We start from the raw sequence: 19046 nt of genomic DNA on the forward strand, positions 1-19046 counted from the left end.
GGGCCACTGTGACAACACCGATACAAGAGCTATGCCAATGTCCCGTGTTTATAGGCATACGGACACAAAAAAGCCCGCGACCTTGCTGGGCCGCGGGCTTGCTCAAAACGCTGAAACCGGCTAGCGCCCGCTCATCGCTCGAATGCTGTTACAACTGCACTCAGTTTTTGTGCGGGGCTGGCTGTTGTTGGGTCAGGCAATGGATATTGCCGCCGCCCAGTAACAGTTCACGGCCCGGCACCATCACCACTTCGTGCTGTGGGAACAGTTGCTGCAGGATCGCCTTGGCCTGGCTGTCCAGCGGATCGTCGAAGCTCGGCGCGATAATGCCGCCGTTGACGATCAGGAAGTTCACGTAGGAACCCGCCAGCCGCACGCTCGGGTTGCGCTCCTGGGTACCGTCCACCGGGTCCACGCCGGCGCATTCTTCCTCGGTGGCGTACAGCGGCCCCGGGATCGGCATTTTGTGCACTGTGAACGCGCGCCCCTTAGCATCAGTGCTGCTTTGCAGGACGTCGAGGGCGGCATGGCAGCGCGCGTAGTTCGGGTCTTGCGGGTCGTCGGTCCAGGCCAGCAGCACTTCACCCGGGCGCACGTAGCAGCAGAAGTTATCCACATGCCCATCGGTTTCGTCGTTGAACAGGCCGTCCGGCAACCAGATAATCTTATCCACAGCCAGGTTGGCGCTCAGCACCGCTTCGATCTCGCCACGGTCCAGGTGCGGGTTGCGATTGCGGTTGAGCAGGCACTCCTCGGTGGTGATCAAGGTGCCTTCGCCGTCGACGTGGATCGAGCCGCCTTCGAGCACAAAGCCTTCGGTGCGGTAGCGCGGCGCGCGCTCGATTTCGAGGATCTTGCCGCCCACCTGCGAGTCGCGGTTCCACGGCGAATACAGGCCGCCGTCAAAACCGCCCCAAGCGTTGAAGTCCCAGTTCACGCCGCGCACTTCGCCGCTGTTGTTGATCACGAAGGTCGGGCCGGTGTCACGTACCCAGGCATCGTCACTGGACATTTCCACCACGCGGATATTCGGCACATCCAGGCGGGCGCGGGCGTTTTCGTACTGGCCGGCGGACACCGCCACGGTCACCGGTTCAAAGCGCGCAATGGCCTTGGCCACCGCGACGTGCGCCGCCTGCGCTGGCTTGCCGCCCAAGCGCCAGTTGTCCGGGCGTTCTGGCCAGATCATCCAGGTCTGGGTCTGTGGCGCCCATTCGGCGGGCATGTAGAAGCCATCGGCGCGGGGTGTGCTGTGCAGGGTGGTCATGGCGTTCAGGACTCCGAATGGGGTGAAGGCCTACTTTATAACGGATAAAAATCGGCTTTAAAAGCGATCTGCGATCATAGTGGATAAATATGACAATAAATAGCCGATAACAATCGACTATCTACACAAGCTCATCCAGCACCTTCGACAGCATATCGACGAAGAAATCCACGCTGCGGCGGGAGGTGACCATCGGCGGCTTGATCTTGAGGATGTTCAAGTAATCACCGGTAGGCTGCATGAAAATCCCCAGCTCGCGCAGGCGCTCGCAGAGCAGCGCGGTTTCTTCGGTGGCGGGTTCCAGGGTGTGGCGGTCGCGCACCAGCTCCAGGCCCAGGTAAAAACCCGAGCCGTGAACGGCGCCGACCAACGGGTGGCGGTCGATCAATGCTTCCAAACGCGCCTTGAAATGCCCGCCGACCACTTGGGCGTTTTCCCACAGCTTTTCTTCCTCCATCACATCCAGCACTGCCATGCCGATGCGGCAACTGACCGGGCTGCCACCGGAGGATGAGAAGAAATAGCCCTCAGCCTCCAGCGCCTCGGCGATTTCGCGGCGGGTGATCACCGCCCCCAGCGGCTGGCCATTGCCCATGCCTTTGGCCATGGTGATGATGTCCGGCACCACGCCCTGCTCTTCAAAGCCCCAGAAAAAGTGGCCCATGCGGCCATAACCGACCTGCACTTCATCGGCGATGCACACGCCGCCCTGAGCGCGCACCAATGCATACACCTGCTGCAGATAACCAGGCGGCAGCGAGATGCCACCGGCATTGCCGTACACCGGCTCGCAGATGAAACCCGCCAATTGACGTTTGCTCGCGGCGATTTTCGCCAGGTTGTGTTCCACGCTTCGTACATAGTCCGGCGCGCTGTCCTGCCCGCGGAACTCGCCGCGATAGGTATTGGGCGCGGTCACCGGGTGCACCCACTCCGGGCGACTGCTCAAGGCCTGGGGGTTGTCGGCAATCGAAGTCGAGACCGCATCCGCTGCCACCGACCAGCCGTGGTACGCCTCCAGCACGCTGAGCATGTCGCGCCCGCCGCTAAAGGCCCAGGCCAGGCGGATCGCCAGGTCGTTGGCTTCGGTGCCGCTGTTGACCAGGAAGACCCGGTCCATGCCCGCCGGCGCCAGCGCCAGCAAGCGCTCGGAAAACTCGGCAATTGCCGCGTAATGGAAGCGCGAGTTGGTGTTGAGCAGCGACCACTGGCGCGCCGCCACCTCGGCCATGCGCGGATGGCCGTGGCCGAGCACCGCCACGTTGTTGAGCATGTCCAGGTAGGAGCGACCCTGCATGTCGATCAGGTGGTTGCGCCAGCCGCGCTCGATACGCGGCGGATCGGCGTAATAGTGTTTCTGCGAGCGGGCGAAGCTGGCATCGCGGCGCGCCAGCAGGGCCTCGGGGTCCAGCTCGGGCTCGGCATCGCAAGCCAGCCCCAGCAGCGCGGCCGGCGAGGGGCACAGCACCTGCCACGCCTGCGCGCGCGAGGGCGTGCAGAACAACGGCGCCGGCAGCTCGGTACGGCACAGTTGCACGGTGAGCGGGCCTTCGACTTCGCCGATAACCTGGCCCTTGAGCACCGCAGCGCCCGGCCGCAGCGACGCCTTGACACCCCACAACCGCACGTTGGCTTCGCCGCTGTGCACACGCAGTTCGCCGTTGGCGCCCAGGTGCACAGTGCCCGCAAACGGCGCTTCGACGGAGGTACCCTGGGGCACGTGCAGCTCGACGTGCAATGGGAACGTCTGCGGCTCATGGGCACTGTCGGGCTGAGTCCGTGACAAACGGTACTGCCCATAACGACTGGCTGCCAGGCCATGCACGGCGGCCGCGTCCTGCAGCAAACGCTGATCGGCGCCGGCATGTTCCCAGTTGCCCGCCTCGAAATGCGCGCTGAGCACGCCCAGGTCGATCAGCGCAAATTCGCGCCCCACCAGCCCTGGCAACAACGGTGCGAAGCCTTGGCTGACCAGCGCGGCAGGCGCCTGCCCGACGCTGCTGAGAATCGCCGCTTCCATCAACTCAAACGGCACCGATGTCGCTACATGGAAGATTTCCCACTCGTGCTCGGCGTTTTTCAACAGGTAACTGTTATCCGGATCCAGGCGTTGCTGCTGCTCGCTGCTGAGTACCAGCACGGCCGCGCGGGCGACGATCAACGGCCACAGCACCTGCAATTCTTCGAGCTGCAGCGGTGTCACGGCATGGCAAGCCTGGATCGCCGGCAAGATCGCAAACGGGTCGCCCTCGGCATGGTGCAACAGGGCGGCGCAGGTCACGGACAGGTCGGCGATGCGCCAGGTGTGCACCAGGTCGCCGAAATCGATCACGCCCTGGACTTGCCAACGACGCTGGGCATCGCGTTGCCAGACCACGTTGTCGTCGGTGATATCCATGTGCACCGCTTGCCACGGCAAGCGCTCGACCAAGGGCCGGATGCGTTGCTCGACCTGCTCGGCCACCTGCTCCAGGGCCGCGCGATGCGGCAGGTTTTCCAGGCTGGCCAGCAGGTGGGTGATCAGTTCCCGTGCATGGCGCGGGTCCCATTGCAGGGTGCGTTCCAGGCCCGGGTGGGCAAAAGACGCGAGGGCCAGGCTCATACGGCCGCACAGGTCGCCGAAGCCCGCGATCACCTCACGCCCCAGGTGAGGCAGGTGGGTCAACGGCTGTCCGTCGATATAATCCAGCAGACGCACATGCAGGGTTTGCCCGTCGAGGTTGACGCTCAGCAGTTCGTCGCCGCTCAAGGCCGGGATGACCTTGGGTACACGCAGGCCGGCTTGCGCCTGCAAGCTGTTGAAGGCCGCGTGCTGGGCGTGCAATTCCACAGCGGCGTAGTCGCCCCGGCAGATTTTCAGAACAAAGCGCCCGCGCGGGCTGTCGACCTTGTAGTTGAGGTCCTGTTGGCTGCCCAGTGACTGCAATGTGCCCGCGAGGCCGTAATGTTGCTCAAGCAACTGCGCCGCCTGATCGGGGCCTACTTGCGGGCAGGGTAGACTGGCGCGATGAATCAACGTGGCGAGCAACATGGGGTGGCCTCGGTTTTTTTTCAGGGGTGTATATCGCCATTGTTCAGGGGGCTTACGCAACCCCCGGACATATACCGCCCTGTCCAGCGCCACAACACAGGCTATGCTCCATTCGCTAATCGTCCGTCTAAGGAAAAGGGCCCCCGACATGCGCATTCTCATTACCGGTGGCGCCGGTTTTATCGGTTCTGCTTTGGTACGTCACCTGATTCAGCACACCGAGCACGAAGTGCTCAACCTGGACAAACTCACCTACGCCGGCAACCTGGAGTCGCTGACCAGTATCGCCTCCAACAGCCGCTATGAGTTCGTCCAGGCCGACATCATCGACCAGGCCACCGTCAGCGCCGTGTTGGCGCGCTTCGAGCCCCAGGCGATCATGCACTTGGCCGCCGAGTCGCATGTCGACCGTTCGATTGACGGTCCATCGGACTTTATCCAGACCAACATCGTCGGCACCTACAGCCTGCTGGAGGCCGCCCGGGGCTACTGGCAAACACTCGAGGCCGCAGACAAAAACGCGTTTCGCTTCCACCACATTTCCACTGACGAAGTGTACGGCGACCTGCATGGCGTGGACGACCTGTTCACCGAAACCACCCCCTATGCGCCGAGTTCGCCTTACTCCGCCAGTAAAGCAGCATCCGACCACCTGGTGCGAGCCTGGCAGCGCACCTACGGCCTGCCGGTACTGCTGACCAACTGCTCGAACAATTACGGCCCGTTCCATTTCCCCGAGAAGTTGATCCCGCTGGTGATCCTCAACGCGCTCGCGGGCAAGCCATTGCCGGTCTATGGTGATGGTTTGCAGGTGCGCGACTGGCTGTTCGTCGAAGACCACGCGCGGGCGCTGCTCAAGGTGGTCACCGAAGGCGCCGTCGGCGAGACCTACAACATCGGCGGGCACAACGAGCAGCAGAACATCAGCGTGGTTCGCAGCATCTGCGCCCTGTTGGAAGAGCTGGCGCCGCAGCACCCGGACGGCGTCGAGCAATACGCCGACCTGATCACATTCGTAAAGGACCGCCCAGGGCACGATCAACGCTACGCCATTGATGCCAGCAAGATCGAACGCGAATTGGGCTGGGTGCCTTTGGAAACCTTTGAAACCGGTCTACGCAAAACCGTGCAGTGGTACCTGGATAATCTGGAATGGTGCCGCAGGGTCCAGGACGGCAGTTATCAGGGTCAACGATTGGGCAACACCGACATGAGGGATCTGATCGCATGATGAAAGGAATCGTATTGGCCGGCGGCTCCGGCACGCGCCTGCACCCCATCACCCTGGGTGTGTCCAAGCAATTGCTACCGGTGTATGACAAGCCGATGATCTATTACCCGATCTCGGTCCTGATGCTCGCAGGGATCAAGGAAATCCTGGTGATTTCCACCCCGGCGGACCTGCCGCAGTACCGCAATCTGCTGGGTGACGGCAGCCAGTTCGGCGTGACATTCAGCTACGCCGAACAGCCGACCCCGGATGGCCTGGCGCAAGCCTTCCTGATTGGCGAGCAGTTCATAGGCAGCGACCCGGTGTGCTTGATCCTGGGTGACAACATTTTCCATGGTCAGCGCTTCAGCGAGCAGCTGCACGCGGCCGTCAAACGCGGCAAGGGCGCCACGGTGTTCGGCTATTGGGTCAAAGACCCGGAGCGCTTTGGCGTGATCGACTTCGACAGCGAAGGCCGTGCCCTGTCCATCGAAGAAAAGCCGGCGGTACCGAAATCCAGTTACGCGGTGACCGGCCTGTATTTCTACGATAACGATGTGGTCAATATCGCCAAGGCGGTGAAGCCCTCGGCTCGCGGCGAATTGGAGATCACCGACGTCAACAACGCCTACCTGCACCGGGGTGACTTGCAAGTGGAACGTTTCGGCCGAGGCTTCGCCTGGCTCGACACGGGCACCCACGACAGCCTGCTCGACGCCTCGCAGTACGTGCAGACCATCGAGCGCCGCCAGGGCCTGAAAGTCGCCTGTCTCGAAGAGATTGCCTACGGCAACGGCTGGATTGATCGCGACCACCTGCTCGAACGCGCCAAATACTTCGGCAAGACCGGCTACGGCCAATACCTCTACTCACTGGCCGGAGACAACCAGTGAACGTCATTGAAACCTCATTGCCAGGCGTGCTGATCATCGAACCCAAAGTGTTCGGTGATGAGCGTGGTTTTTTCTACGAAAGCTTCAACGCCCGGGCTTTCGAACACGCCACCGGGCTGCAGCGCAACTTTGTCCAGGACAACCATTCACGCTCACAAAAAGGCGTGCTGCGCGGCCTGCACTATCAACTCGAACACACCCAGGGCAAGCTGGTGCGCGTGACCGCCGGTGAAGTATTGGACGTGGCCGTCGACATTCGCCGCAGCTCGCCGAACTTCGGCCAGTGGGTGGGGGTTCGGTTGTCGGCGCAGAACAATCGCCAGCTGTGGATACCGGAAGGCTTCGCCCATGGGTTTGTGGTACTCAGCGATTACGCCGAATTTCTGTACAAGACCACCGACTATTACCAGCCGAGCGCCGAGCGCAGCATCCTGTGGAATGACCCGGCGCTGGCCATCGACTGGGAACTCACTGCACCGCCGCAACTGTCTGCCAAGGACCAGGCAGGCAAACGACTGATGGAAGCCGACCTGTTCCCATGAAAATCCTCATCACCGGCCAACACGGCCAAGTCTCCCTGGCGCTGCAACAGCGGCTGCAGGATTTGGGCGAACTCATCGTGCTGGGCCGCGATCAGCTCGACCTGGCTGACGTCGACCAGATCCGCCAGCAGGTCCGTGCCCAGCGCCCCGACCTGATCATCAATGCCGCGGCCCACACTGCGGTCGATCTAGCCGAAAGCGAAGCAGACGTCGCCTTCGCCATCAACGCGATTGCCCCCGGCGTCCTCGCCGAGGAAGCCGGGGCCCTGGGCATCCCGTTGATCCACTACTCCACCGACTACGTGTTTGACGGCAACAAACCCACGCCCTACACCGAAGCCGACACACCGAACCCCCTGGGCGTCTACGGCCAAAGCAAGCTGGCGGGTGAGCAGGCGATTGCCGCCGTGGGGGGTGAGTACCTGATCCTGCGCACCAGTTGGGTCTACTCCAACCACGGCAAGAACTTCCTGCTGACCATGCAACGCCTGCTGCAAGAAAAACCGCACCTGCGTATCGTCGCCGACCAGATCGGTGCGCCGACCTGGGCCGGCACGATTGCCAACAGCACCCGTGCCTTGATCGACCGTTGGCAGGCCGGCAAGGCCGGTGAATGGGGGATCTACCACCTGACCGCCCAAGGCGAGACCTCTTGGTTCGACTTCGCCGCGGCGATCGCCGAGCAGCTGCGCGCCGGCGGCACAGCCTGTGCCGAGCTGGAGGCGATTCCCTCCAGCGCCTACCCGACGCCCGCCAAGCGCCCGCTGAACTCACGCCTGGATTGCAGTCGCCTGCAGCAACAATGGCAGGTCAGCCAGCCGCAGTGGCAAGACGCATTGCGCGAGTGTCTTGCAAGGCAGCACTAGGCATAATGCGCCTGTACCCACAGGCGCACGACTCCCATGAACCCACCCCTTCCGCGAAGACCCCGCTGGCGCAGCCTCGCCCTGTTGGCGTTGTGCCTGGCGCCGCTGCTGTGGCCGCTGGAGCACTTGGCCGAGCGCTATTACCGCAGTGAACTGGCCGGGCAGAACCGCCAGACCCTCGACCTGTACGTGGCCAACCTGCTCGGCACGCTGCATCGCTATGAAGTGCTGCCGCAGATTCTCGGTGACTTGCCGGCCCTGCGCACGGCCCTGGATGCGCCGCAGGTGAGCACCAACCTGGTCAACGCCAACCTGCTGCTCAAGGACGTCGCGGCCCAGGCCGGGGTGGAAGTGATGTACCTGATGGACACCACCGGCAAGACCCTCGCCGCGTCCAACTGGGACAAACAAGACAGTTTCGTCGGCCGCAATTTCTCCTTCCGCCCCTACTTCAGCGAAGCCATGGCCGGGCGCCTGGGGCGCTTCTTCGGCCTGGGCACCACCTCGGCCAAACGCGGTTACTTTTTCGCCGCCGCCGTGCGCGATGGCGCCACCATCATCGGCGTGCTGGTGGTCAAGGTCGACCTGGACCACACCGAGAGCCTGTGGGGCAATACCCCGGAACAACTGCTGGTCACCGATCACAATGGCGTGGTGATCCTGACCTCGCGCCCGCAATGGCGCTTCCGTGCCACTCGGCCACTGACCGCCGAAGAACGCCAGGCCATCATCGCCATCCAGCCCTACCCGACTCGCGACCCGCAGCCATTGGCACTGAGCTCCACGGCGTGGCTGCGCCAATCCACAGCCATCGCCGAGACCGGCTGGAACGTGGAGATCCTGGCGCCGCGCTCGCTGATCAACCGCCCGGTGCGCACAGTGGTTGCGGTGGGGGGCGCCACACTGCTGGTGTTGATGCTGTTGCTCGGCCTGATGATGCAGCGCCGCCGCCACTATCTGGACCGCATCGCCTTCGAAGCCAAGGCGCGTCGTGAGCTGGAAATGCGCGTGGTCGAGCGGACCAGCGACCTCGAAGGCCTCAACCGCCGCTTGAAGCAGGAAGTGCTCGAACGCGAGCACGCCCAGCAGGAACTGGTGCGCGCCCAGGATGACCTGGTGCAGGCCGGCAAACTGTCGGCTTTGGGCACCATGTCGGCGAGCATCAGCCACGAACTCAATCAGCCCCTAGCGGCGATCCGCAGCTACGCGGAAAACGCCGAGATCCTGCTCGACCACGAGCGCACCAGTGATGCGCGGGGCAACCTCAAGCTGATCAGCGAACTGACCGGGCGCATGGCCTCGATCATCGCGCACCTGCGCGCCTTTGCCCGCCGCGACCGCCATGCGCCGGAAAGCGTGGCGCTGCAGCCGGCGCTGGACGACGCGCTGGCCTTGCTGGCCAAGCGGCGGCGGTCGATGGAAGTCGAGTTGATCCGCGATTTGCCGGAAGCGACCCTGTGGGTGCAGGCCGGCGAAACCCGCTTGCGCCAGGTACTGGGCAACCTGCTGGCCAATGCCCTCGACGCCCTCACCGAAAAAGGCCCGCCGCGCAAGCTCTGGCTGAGTGCCCAAACCACCGAACAGGGCGTCAACCTGTACATTCGCGACAACGGCCCGGGCTTTTGCATGGAAGCCCTGGGCCGCGCCAGCGAGCCGTTCTACACCACCAAGACGCGCACTCAAGGCCTGGGGCTGGGGCTGGCAATCTGTGACACCCTGATGCGTGCCTTTGGCGGCGAGCTGCTGTTCGCCAACCACAAGGAAGGCGGCGCGCTGTTAACCTTGAAATTGCGTGCCGGCTCGCCGGGCGTCAGTCTGCAACCGTCCGAGGACCGCAGTGTATGAGTATCGATAACCAGATTCAGGTGGTGTTGATCGACGACGATCCACACTTGCGTCAGGCCCTGTGCCAGACCCTGGACCTGGCCGGGCTGAAAGTCCTGACGCTGGGCGAAGCCACCGGCCTTACCGCACGCCTGTCCCGCGATTGGCCGGGCGTCGTGGTCAGCGACATCCGCATGCCCGGCATGGATGGCCTGGAGCTGCTGGCCGAACTGCACGGCCAGGACGCGGAGCTGCCGGTACTGCTGATCACCGGCCACGGCGACGTGCCGCTGGCGGTGCAGGCCATGCGCGCCGGCGCCTATGACTTCCTGGAAAAACCCTTCGCCAGCGACGCCCTGCTCGACAGCGTGCGCCGCGCCCTGGCCCTGCGCCGGCTGGTGCTGGACAACCGCAGCTTGCGCCTGGCCTTGAGTGACCGCCAGCAATTGAGCACGCGGCTGGTCGGCCACTCACCGCAAATGCTGCGGCTGCGCGAGCAGATCGGCGCATTGGCGGCGACCAAGGCCGATGTGCTGATCCTCGGTGAAACCGGCGCCGGCAAGGAAGTGGTCGCGCGCGCCTTGCATGACTTGTCGAGCCGACGCAGCGGGCCGTTTGTGGCGATCAACGCCGGCGCCCTGGCTGAGTCGGTGGTCGAAAGCGAGCTGTTCGGCCATGAACCGGGCGCCTTTACCGGCGCGCAGAAGCGGCGTATCGGCAAGTTCGAATTCGCCAACGGCGGCACGCTGTTCCTCGACGAAATCGAAAGCATGAGCCTGGATGTACAGGTCAAGCTGCTGCGCCTGTTGCAGGAGCGTGTGGTCGAGCGCCTGGGCGGCAATCAGCTGATTCCACTGGATATCCGCATCATCGCCGCCACCAAGGAAGACCTGCGCCAGTCCGCCGACCAGGGCCGCTTCCGGGCCGACTTGTACTACCGCCTCAACGTCGCGCCGTTGCGCATCCCGCCGCTGCGCGAGCGCGGTGAAGATGCGCTGATGCTGTTCCAGCACTTTGCCGACGAAGCCAGCAGCCGCCACGGCCTGCCGCTGCACGAGCTGCAACCGGGCCAACGCGCGCTGCTGCTGCGCCACAGCTGGCCGGGCAATGTCCGCGAACTGCAGAACGCTGCCGAGCGCTTTGCCCTGGGCCTGGAGCTGGCACTGGACAACACGCCGGACAATCCGGCGGCCGGTGTACTGACCTCCACTCCTGGAGGCTTGAGCGAGCAAGTCGAACAGTTCGAGAAGAGCCTGATCGCAGCCGAACTCACACGCCCCCACAGCTCCCTGCGCAGCCTCGCCGAAGCCCTGGGTGTGCCGCGCAAGACCCTGCACGACAAGCTGCGTAAACACGGCCTGAACTTCGCCGACAGCGGCAACCACAGTACCGACGACGAATGACCCCGCCCACCCATCAAGAGGCACCCATGAGCCGCGACAGCCGTTACCTGGAATCCATCCTTCACCACGACATTCCCCTCACCCGGGAAATGGGCCTCAAGGTGCTCGACTGGCAACACGGCCAATTGCAGCTGCACCTGCCCTTGCAGGCCAATATCAACCACAAGAGCACCATGTTCGGCGGCAGCCTGTATTGCGGCGCGGTGTTGGCGGGTTGGGGTTGGCTGCACCTGCAGCTGCGCGAGGAAGGCATTGAAGACGGGCATATCGTGATCCAGGAAGGGCAGATCAGCTATCCACTGCCGGTGACGCAGGATGCGACGGTGATGTGCGCAGCGCCGGAAGAAAAGGTGTGGAAGCGCTTTGTCGCCACCTATAAGCGTTATGGCCGAGCGCGTTTGACCCTGGAGACATGGATTGTGAATGAGGGCAGTGAGGCGCGCGCGGTGGCGTTTACTGGCCAATACGTCCTGCACCGCTAAAAGCACCAGCGTGGAAGCGGCCTAGCCTGAACCCGCGCCCGACGCAGTTCCCATGTGGGAGCGGGCTTGCTCGCGAAAGCGGTGGATCAGCCAACATGTTCGGTGACTGGCATACCGCCTTCGCGGGCAAGCCCGCTCCCACATTGGGGGATGCGTCGTCCGATCTTGCGGTACACCCCGGCAATTCCAACCGCGCCGCCAAACGCGAAGCTTCACACCGATCAAAAATGTGGGAGCGGGCTTGCCCGCGAAGGCGGCGGATCAGAACCGGCTAAGCTGGCTGACCCACCGCAATCGCCTCCAAGGTGGCGTAGTTCGAATGTGGGAGCCAGCTCCCGCATTAAATCCCCGACCGACTCAGGAACGCGCCAGGGTGAGCAGGCGGTCCCGCCAGGCGGCCTTGGCTGGCAATGCCAGGAAGAATGGGTTCAACAATGAGGCCCGCGCCGGGTAGCTGAACGGCTCGCCGCTCAACTCCAGTACCTCACCGCCCGCCCCTTCGAGCACGCCCTGGGCGGCTGCGGTATCCCACTGCGACGTTGGCGCCAGGCGCGGATAGCAATCGGCGCTGCCCTCGGCCAACAGGCAGAACTTCAACGAGCTGCCGATATTGGCCAGCTTCAAGGCGCCCAAGCCTTCGCTCAAGCCGTCCAGCAAACGCTCCTGCTCGGGGCTGGTATGCCGACGGCTGGCCACGACGGTGAAGGACTCGCCCACGGCCGGCGACTCGCGTACCTGGATCTGCTTGGGGGCTTCGTTGACATCCGAGCGCCACGCACCGAGGCCCGCGCCACCAAAGTAGCAACGGCCACTGGTGGGCATGGACACTACGCCAAACACCACGCGGCCCTGTTCGATCAACGCCACGTTGACGGTAAATTCCTCGCTGCCGGCGATAAACTCCTTGGTGCCATCCAACGGATCCACCAGCCACCAGCGCTGCCAACCAGCGCGCACGCTCTGGTCAATATCGGCATCCTCTTCGGACAGCACCGGGATACTCGGGTCCAAGGCCGTGAGGCCGGCGAGGATCAGGTGATGGGCGGCCAAGTCTGCCGCCGTCACTGGCGAATCATCGGCCTTGGACGTCACCGCCACATCCGCGCGCCAATACGGCAGGATCACTTCACCCGCCTGGCGAGCCAGCTCAATCACCGGGGCGATAAACGGGTGGCCTAAAAACAGTTCGCTCATGCGATAAACGCTCCACGCTGAATCAACAAATCTCGTACCAGATACAGCGCGGCCAGGGCGCGGCCTTCGCTGAATTGCTCGTTCTGCGCCAGTTGCGACAGCTCGTGCAGGTTGACCCTGTCCACGCGCATTGGTTCGGGCTCATCGCCCTCCAGGCGTTCTTCGTAGAGATCAGTGGCCAGCACCACCTGGATCTTCTGGCTCATATAGCCAGGCGACAGCGACAGCTCGGTCAGATGCTCCAGCTGACGCGCACCGTAGCCAGCTTCTTCCTTGAGCTCGCGGTCCGCCGCCGCCAGCACATCCTCACCGGGCTCGATCAAGCCCTTGGGCAACGACAATTCATACTCGTCCGTGCCGCCGCAGTACTCTTCCACCAGCAACGCATGCTCGTCGTCGATCATCGCCACGATCATCACCGCGCCGTAACCGGCGCCGCGGCCTACCAGGCGCTCGTAGGTCCGTTCCACGCCATTGGAAAAGCGCAATTGCACTTCCTCCACGCGGAACAAACGGCTACTGGCGACTATTTCGCGGGCGAGGACGGTGGGTTTCTGGCGCATAAGCGGCTCCTTGGCGTGATCGGGTTACTATACCGTGGCTTTTCCGATTGTCTGTGTCGGATATCTTTACTTACATGAGACCACTCCATGCCCTCTCTGCCCTGGCACGCCATCGACACCGTCCTGCTGGACATGGACGGCACGCTGCTCGACCTGCATTTCGACAACCACTTCTGGATGGAACACCTGCCCCAGCGTTACGCCGAGCTGCAGGGGGTGAGCCGGGCCATGGCCGAGATGGAATTGCAGCCGCTGTTCGAGCGTAACGCCGGACAGTTGCAATGGTATTGCCTGGATTTCTGGAGCACCGAGCTGAATATCCCGGTGCGCGAGCTCAAGCTGGAAACCGCCCACCTGATCGCCCTGCGTCCGGATGCCGACACGTTCCTGGCGGCGATCAAACAGGCCGGCAAGCGGGTGATCCTGATCACCAATGCTCATCGTGACTCGCTGTCGTTGAAGCTGGAACGCATTGAACTGGCGCCGTATTTCGAGCGATTGATCAGCTCCCACGACTACGGCTTCGCCAAGGAAAACCCGCAGTTCTGGGACGCCCTGCAAGCCGACATTGCCTTCGACCCGGCGCGCAGCCTGTTTATCGACGACACCTTGCCGATCCTGCGCAGCGCCCGTGCGTTTGGCGTGGGGCATTTGCTGGCAGTGAAGGAGCCGGATAGCCAGAAGGGGCCGAAGGACACGGCTGAATTTGCAGCAGTCGGGGATTACCGCGACCTCATTGTCGGACTCTGAACCATGTGGGAGGGGGCTTACCCCCGATAGCAGTGGATCAGTCACCTTGATATCGACTGACACTCCGCTATCGGGGGCAAGCCCCCTCCCACATTTTTACGTTGTGTATTACTCAGGAATACGCAGTGTCTGCCCTGGGTAGATTTTGTCCGGATGCGACAACAGCGGCTTGTTGGCCTCGAAAATCTTGTTGTACTGGTTGGCGTTGCCATACACCGCCAAGGAAATCGCGCTGAGGGTGTCGCCCTTTTTCACCACGACGAAACGGGCTGCCGCCACGGCAGGACCGGGAACTGTAATCTGGTCCTCGACGCTGGCAACACCGGCGATATTGCCCGCTGCCAGGATAATTTTTTCTTTCTCCTCCTGCGTCGCTACCTCGCCGGAAATCGTGACCTTGTCACCCTCGACGGTAGCGTGAACGTTAGGGTTACCCAACCCGACATCCTCGATATGCTTTTTCAAATCTTCACCAGCGTTGGCATTGCCTGGTGTCAGCAGCTTGACCAGCTTCTCGCCGGCCTCCTTAACAAAGCTAAAAAGACTCATGGTGCGCTCTCCTTGGTAGTTGATGTCCAGATGCTCAAGACTAGACCAGTCCGACGGATTTGGGTTCCGGCCCGGCCACAGACCCAAACGCGCTAGAATCCCCCCGCCATTGGAATAAGCCCTGGAGCGAAGATGGACATCAAGCAACTCAAATTCCTCATCGCCCTCGACGAGACCCGTCACTTCGGCCAGGCGGCCGCGCGCTGCCACATCACGCAGCCGACCTTGTCGATGCGCCTGCGCAGCCTGGAAGAAGAGCTGGATTTGCCACTGGTCAACCGCGGCCAGCGCTTCGAGGGCTTTACCGCACCTGGCGAACGCGTGCTGGCATGGGCACGTACGGTGCTGGCGGCCTACGACGGCTTGCAGGCAGAAGCCGCGGCCTGTCGCGGCAACCTCGTCGGTACGTTGCGCCTGGGTGTGGTGCCGCTGTCGAGCTTCGATCCCCTGGCCTTGATGCAACAACTGCACAAGGAGCACCCGAGCCTGCGCTTCGAACTCTCGGCGCTCAGTTCCGAACAGATCCTCGAACAGCTGGCGAGCAATCGACTGGACCTTGGCGTGTCGTACCTGGAGCGCCTCGACACCGAGCGCTTCGACTCCTTTGCCCTCGGTGAAACCCGCATGGGCCTGCTCTACGACCAGCGCTATTTCAGCTTCGGCGACACGCCGTTGAGCTGGGAGGCCCTGACCGAGCTGCCCCTGGGCATGCTCACCAGTGGCATGCATTTTCGTCAGTCCATCGACCACAACTTCCACAGCCGAAACCTGAACCCGCAGCCGCTGCTGCAGACCGACGCCGTCCATCAATTGTTACAAGCTGTACACGGCGGCCTGTGTTGCGCCGTAATGCCACTGGATGGCGGCCTGGACGCACTCACCGAGCATCTACGCCTGCAACCGATCGAAGACGCCCACACCCTGGCACGCCTGGGGCTGATCATGCGCCGCAGCGCGCCACGCTCAGCGCTGGCGGAAGCGTGTTTCGCGCTCTATCAGAAATCGCAAACAACGCCTTGATCGACGTCATCTATCGGTAGATCAGTACTGGCAATTAGACGCGACGCTTTGTCGCGCCTAGTCTAAACACTGATCAATCCGTCGGTGGTACAGCCCCATGAACGCCAAGCGCCCAGTCTGCGCGGCGCCCGCTCCTGAAACACCCGCGCCCGCCGCCAGCCAGAGCTATCAGTTTTGCAACCTCGAACACACTGAAGTCGCCCGCACAGCGCTGGCGGAAGAAGTGGCGTTGGCGATTGCCTATAACGACATCAGCCAGGCGGTCATGCTGGTCACGCCGACGGATCTGGAAGACTTTATTGTCGGATTCAGTATCGGCAGCGGAATTATCGCCGACGTTAGCGACATTTATGACCTAAAACTCAGCGGTTCGGGTTCAGCCCAATACGCCCAGGTGCAAATCTCCAGCCGCGCCTTCTGGAACCTCAAGCAGCAGCGCCGCCAATTGGCCGGCACCAGCGGCTGCGGCCTGTGCGGCGTAGAAGCGGTAGAACAGGCACTGCCAGACCTGCAAGTGCTGCCAGGCGCGCCCTTGCCGCCTGCCGAATGGCTCGACGGCCTGCGCCAACGCATCAGTGCGTTCCAGCCGCTGGGCCAATACAGCGGCGCCGTGCACGCGGCAGTGTTCATGAACAACCAGGGCGAACTGCTGATGGGCCGCGAGGACATCGGCCGGCATAACGCCCTCGACAAGTTGATCGGCGCACTGATCCGCCAAAAGATTCCGACTGACGGTGGACTGGCGATTGTCACCAGCCGTTGCAGTCTCGAACTGATCCAGAAAGTCCTGCGCGCGGGCATCCAGACCCTCGTCAGCTTGTCATCGCCCACCGGCCTCGCCCTGCAATGGGCGCGCCGGCACAACCTCAATCTCATCCACCTGCCGCAGAAAAGCGCGCCGCGGGTCTATAGCCCTGCGATGGAGTACCAGCCATGAGCAATCATCACCAAGCCGACCAAACCCCGACCCCGCGCTACAAGCCTTACAAAGGCCCGGCTGGCGGCTGGGGTGCATTGATCAGCGTGGCGCAGGCGTGGCTGACCAGCGACAACGCGCTGAAAAACATCCGCATGATGCTCAAGACCAACCAGAACGGCGGCTTCGACTGCCCGGGCTGCGCCTGGGGCGACTCGCCGGAAAGCGGCATGGTCAAGTTCTGCGAAAACGGCGCCAAGGCGGTGAACTGGGAAGCCACCAAGCGCCGCGTCGACGCTGCATTCTTCGCCAAGCACAGTGTGACTGCGCTGCTGGAGCAGAGCGACTACTGGCTGGAATATCAAGGCCGCCTGACCGAGCCGGTGAGCTATGACGCCGAGACCGACCGCTACAAGCCCATCAGTTGGGAGGCGGCATTCGACCTGATCGGCAAGCATCTCAATGCGCTGCCCAGCCCGGACATGGCCGAGTTCTACACCTCGGGCCGCGCCAGCAACGAAGCGGCGTATTTGTACCAGCTGTTCGTGCGCGCCTACGGCACCAACAACTTCCCGGATTGCTCCAACATGTGCCATGAGGCCAGCGGCGTGGCCCTGGCGCAAAGTGTGGGCGTCGGCAAAGGCACCGTGACCTTTGACGACTTCGAACACGCCGATGCGATTTTCGTCTGGGGCCAGAACCCCGGCACCAACCACCCGCGCATGCTTGAACCGCTGCGCGAAGCGGTTAAGCGCGGCGCCCAGGTGGTGTGTATCAACCCACTCAAAGAGCGCGGCCTGGAACGCTTCCAGCACCCGCAACACCCGCTGGAAATGCTCACCAACGGTGACAAGCCGACCAACACCGCCTACTTCCGCCCGGCGCTGGGGGGCGACATGGCCATCCTGCGCGGCATGGCCAAGTTCCTGCTGCTGTGGGAACGCCAGGCCCAGGCCGAAGGCAAGGAAGCGGTGTTCGACCACGACTTCCTCAACGAACACACGGCCAACGTGCTCGACTACCTCGGCCAGATCGACGACACCTCCTGGGATGAAATCGTCGCGCAGTCCGGCCTGACGCTGGTCGAGATCGAACAAGCAGCGCGCATGTACGCCAAGGGCAAGAACGTGATCATGTGCTGGGCGATGGGCATCACCCAACATCGCCACTCAGTCCCGACCATCCAGGAAATCGCCAACCTGATGCTGCTGCGCGGCAACATTGGCCGCCCTGGCGCCGGCCTGTGCCCGGTACGTGGGCACAGCAACGTGCAGGGCGACCGCACCATGGGCATCAACGAACGCCCACCGGTGGCATTCCTCGATTCCCTGGAGCGCCGCTTCCAGTTCCAGGTGCCACGCACCAACGGCCACAACGTGGTGGAAGCGATTCACGCGATGCTCGAGGGTCGCTCCAAGGTGTTTATCGGCCTGGGCGGTAACTTCGCCCAAGCCACGCCGGACAGCCCGCGCACCTTCGAGGCCCTGCGCAATTGCGACCTGACCGTGCAGATCAGCACCAAGCTCAACCGCAGCCACCTGACCCACGGTAAAGACGCACTGATCCTGCCGTGCCTGGGCCGCACCGACATCGACATCCAGGCCGAAGGCCCTCAGGCGGTGACGGTGGAAGACTCGTTCAGCATGGTCCACGACTCCAACGGCCAGTTGCAGCCGCTGTCGAAGCTGATGAAGTCGGAACCGGCCATCCTCGCCGGTATCGCCGCCGCGACGCTGGGCAGCAAACCGGTAGACTGGAATTGGCTGGTGGCGGACTACAGCCGTATTCGCGACCTGATCGCCGACACCATCCCGGGCTTCAAGGATTTCAACGAACGCCTGAAACACCCGGGTGGTTTCTACCTGGGCAACTCCGCCGGTGCACGCCGCTGGAACACGCCGTCGGGCCGCGCCAACTTCCGCCCGAATATCCTGCCCAAAGACCTGATCCACGAACGCACCCACGCCACAGGCCGCGTGCCGGACCTGATCATGCAGTCGATGCGCTCCCACGATCAGTACAACACCACCATTTATGGCCTGGACGACCGCTATCGCGGGGTGAAGGGCCAGCGTGACGTGTTGTTCGTCAACGAAGCCGACATCATCCGCCTGGGCTTCAAGCCGGGGCAGAAGGCCGACATCGTGTCGCTGTGGGAAGACGGCCGCGAGCGCCGCGTGAAAGGCTTCACCCTGCTGGCGTTCGATATCCCCGCCGGGCAGGCAGCGGCCTACTATCCAGAAGTGAACCCACTGGTGCCGCTGGAAAGCACCGGCGATGGCAGCCACACGCCAACCTCGAAATTCGTGGCGATTTGCCTGGAAGCGGCGAGCGACAGTGGCTTGATCATGGCCCGCTCAGCCTGACACACGGCGCAAGCCCACGTGCTGTGACAGGACACCATGCTGTGTCCTGCCGGCTTGTTGCTGTGTCCAGCTGACCTGTTGCTATCTCTAGCAGGCTCGTCACTGTGGCGAGCGAGCTTGTTATTGTGGCGAGCGGGCTTGCCCCGCGTTGGGCTGCGCAGCAGCCCCAA

The 19046-nt window shown here is 63.0% G+C and carries 16 protein-coding genes; 11 read left to right on the forward strand and 5 right to left on the reverse strand.

Features of this window, described 5'->3' with window-relative positions; all coding sequences use genetic code 11:
- Positions 1 to 160: 160 nt before the first annotated feature.
- Positions 161 to 1267, reverse strand: coding sequence for an agmatine deiminase (gene aguA / locus C9990_RS29970; protein ID WP_065899628.1), 1107 nt, complete (start codon positions 1265 to 1267; stop codon positions 161 to 163).
- 121 nt (positions 1268 to 1388) lie between these two features.
- On the reverse strand, positions 1389 to 4298 hold the full coding sequence (locus C9990_RS29975; RefSeq protein ID WP_106805429.1) for an aminotransferase: 2910 nt from the start codon (positions 4296 to 4298) through the stop codon (positions 1389 to 1391).
- A 148-nt stretch (positions 4299 to 4446) separates the two neighbouring features.
- On the opposite strand from C9990_RS29975, the gene rfbB reads away from it, so the two are divergent.
- Genes rfbB through C9990_RS30010 form a run of 7 tightly spaced genes read left to right on the forward strand, consistent with a single transcriptional unit; the run spans position 4447 to position 11518 of the window.
- Positions 4447 to 5529, forward strand: coding sequence for a dTDP-glucose 4,6-dehydratase (gene rfbB, locus C9990_RS29980; RefSeq protein WP_106805430.1), 1083 nt, complete (start codon positions 4447 to 4449; stop codon positions 5527 to 5529).
- A complete protein-coding gene (rfbA, locus tag C9990_RS29985; RefSeq protein ID WP_065899625.1) occupies positions 5526 to 6401 on the forward strand; it encodes a glucose-1-phosphate thymidylyltransferase RfbA in 876 nt (291 codons plus the stop codon). Before rfbB ends, rfbA begins: the two co-directional genes overlap by 4 nt.
- On the forward strand, positions 6398 to 6943 hold the full coding sequence (rfbC, locus tag C9990_RS29990) for a dTDP-4-dehydrorhamnose 3,5-epimerase (protein WP_065899624.1): 546 nt from the start codon (positions 6398 to 6400) through the stop codon (positions 6941 to 6943). Before rfbA ends, rfbC begins: the two co-directional genes overlap by 4 nt.
- Positions 6940 to 7809, forward strand: coding sequence for a dTDP-4-dehydrorhamnose reductase (rfbD, locus tag C9990_RS29995; RefSeq protein WP_106805431.1), 870 nt, complete (start codon positions 6940 to 6942; stop codon positions 7807 to 7809). Before rfbC ends, rfbD begins: the two co-directional genes overlap by 4 nt.
- Positions 7810 to 7845: 36 nt before the next feature.
- Positions 7846 to 9654: an ATP-binding protein gene (locus tag C9990_RS30000; RefSeq protein WP_106805432.1), complete on the forward strand. Its 1809-nt coding sequence runs from the start codon at positions 7846 to 7848 to the stop codon at positions 9652 to 9654.
- Positions 9651 to 11036, forward strand: a complete 1386-nt coding sequence (locus C9990_RS30005) for a sigma-54 dependent transcriptional regulator (RefSeq protein ID WP_065899621.1) — start codon at positions 9651 to 9653, stop codon at positions 11034 to 11036. The genes C9990_RS30000 and C9990_RS30005 overlap by 4 nt, the downstream gene beginning before the upstream one ends.
- Positions 11037 to 11062: 26 nt before the next feature.
- The gene (locus C9990_RS30010) at positions 11063 to 11518 is read left to right on the forward strand and encodes a YiiD C-terminal domain-containing protein (protein ID WP_106805433.1); all 456 of its coding nucleotides are present in this window, start codon (positions 11063 to 11065) and stop codon (positions 11516 to 11518) included.
- A 357-nt stretch (positions 11519 to 11875) separates the two neighbouring features.
- On the opposite strand, the gene cysQ is transcribed toward C9990_RS30010, so the two are convergent.
- Positions 11876 to 12712 (reverse strand): 3'(2'),5'-bisphosphate nucleotidase CysQ, encoded by an 837-nt coding sequence (gene cysQ, locus C9990_RS30020; RefSeq protein WP_065899619.1) that lies wholly within the window; start codon positions 12710 to 12712, stop codon positions 11876 to 11878.
- The gene (gene nudE, locus C9990_RS30025; protein WP_065899618.1) at positions 12709 to 13275 is read right to left on the reverse strand and encodes an ADP compounds hydrolase NudE; all 567 of its coding nucleotides are present in this window, start codon (positions 13273 to 13275) and stop codon (positions 12709 to 12711) included. The genes cysQ and nudE overlap by 4 nt, the downstream gene beginning before the upstream one ends.
- Before the next feature lie 87 nt (positions 13276 to 13362).
- Between nudE and yrfG the strand changes: the two genes are divergently transcribed.
- Complete coding sequence (gene yrfG / locus C9990_RS30030) at positions 13363 to 14025, forward strand: GMP/IMP nucleotidase (RefSeq protein WP_106805435.1); 663 nt, start codon at positions 13363 to 13365, stop codon at positions 14023 to 14025.
- 108 nt (positions 14026 to 14133) lie between these two features.
- On the opposite strand, the gene lysM is transcribed toward yrfG, so the two are convergent.
- Positions 14134 to 14574 carry a peptidoglycan-binding protein LysM gene (gene lysM / locus C9990_RS30035; protein WP_106805436.1) on the reverse strand — a complete coding sequence of 147 codons (441 nt, stop codon included), beginning with the start codon at positions 14572 to 14574 and terminating at the stop codon, positions 14134 to 14136.
- A gap of 132 nt (positions 14575 to 14706) precedes the next feature.
- Between lysM and C9990_RS30040 the strand changes: the two genes are divergently transcribed.
- The 3 genes from C9990_RS30040 (at position 14707) to C9990_RS30050 (ending at position 18876) form a co-directional block, all read left to right on the forward strand.
- Entirely contained in the window at positions 14707 to 15594 is an 888-nt protein-coding gene (locus C9990_RS30040) for a LysR family transcriptional regulator (protein ID WP_065899615.1), read from the forward strand.
- Positions 15595 to 15691: 97 nt separating this feature from the next.
- Positions 15692 to 16531, forward strand: coding sequence for a formate dehydrogenase accessory sulfurtransferase FdhD (gene fdhD, locus C9990_RS30045; protein WP_065899614.1), 840 nt, complete (start codon positions 15692 to 15694; stop codon positions 16529 to 16531).
- Positions 16528 to 18876, forward strand: coding sequence for an FdhF/YdeP family oxidoreductase (locus C9990_RS30050; protein WP_065899613.1), 2349 nt, complete (start codon positions 16528 to 16530; stop codon positions 18874 to 18876). The genes fdhD and C9990_RS30050 overlap by 4 nt, the downstream gene beginning before the upstream one ends.
- The last annotated feature ends 170 nt before the right edge of the window (positions 18877 to 19046 follow it).

This window comes from Pseudomonas sp. S5D5 (genome assembly GCF_003013355.1).
GTDB classification, from domain to species: Bacteria; Pseudomonadota; Gammaproteobacteria; order Pseudomonadales; family Pseudomonadaceae; genus Aquipseudomonas; species Aquipseudomonas aylmerensis.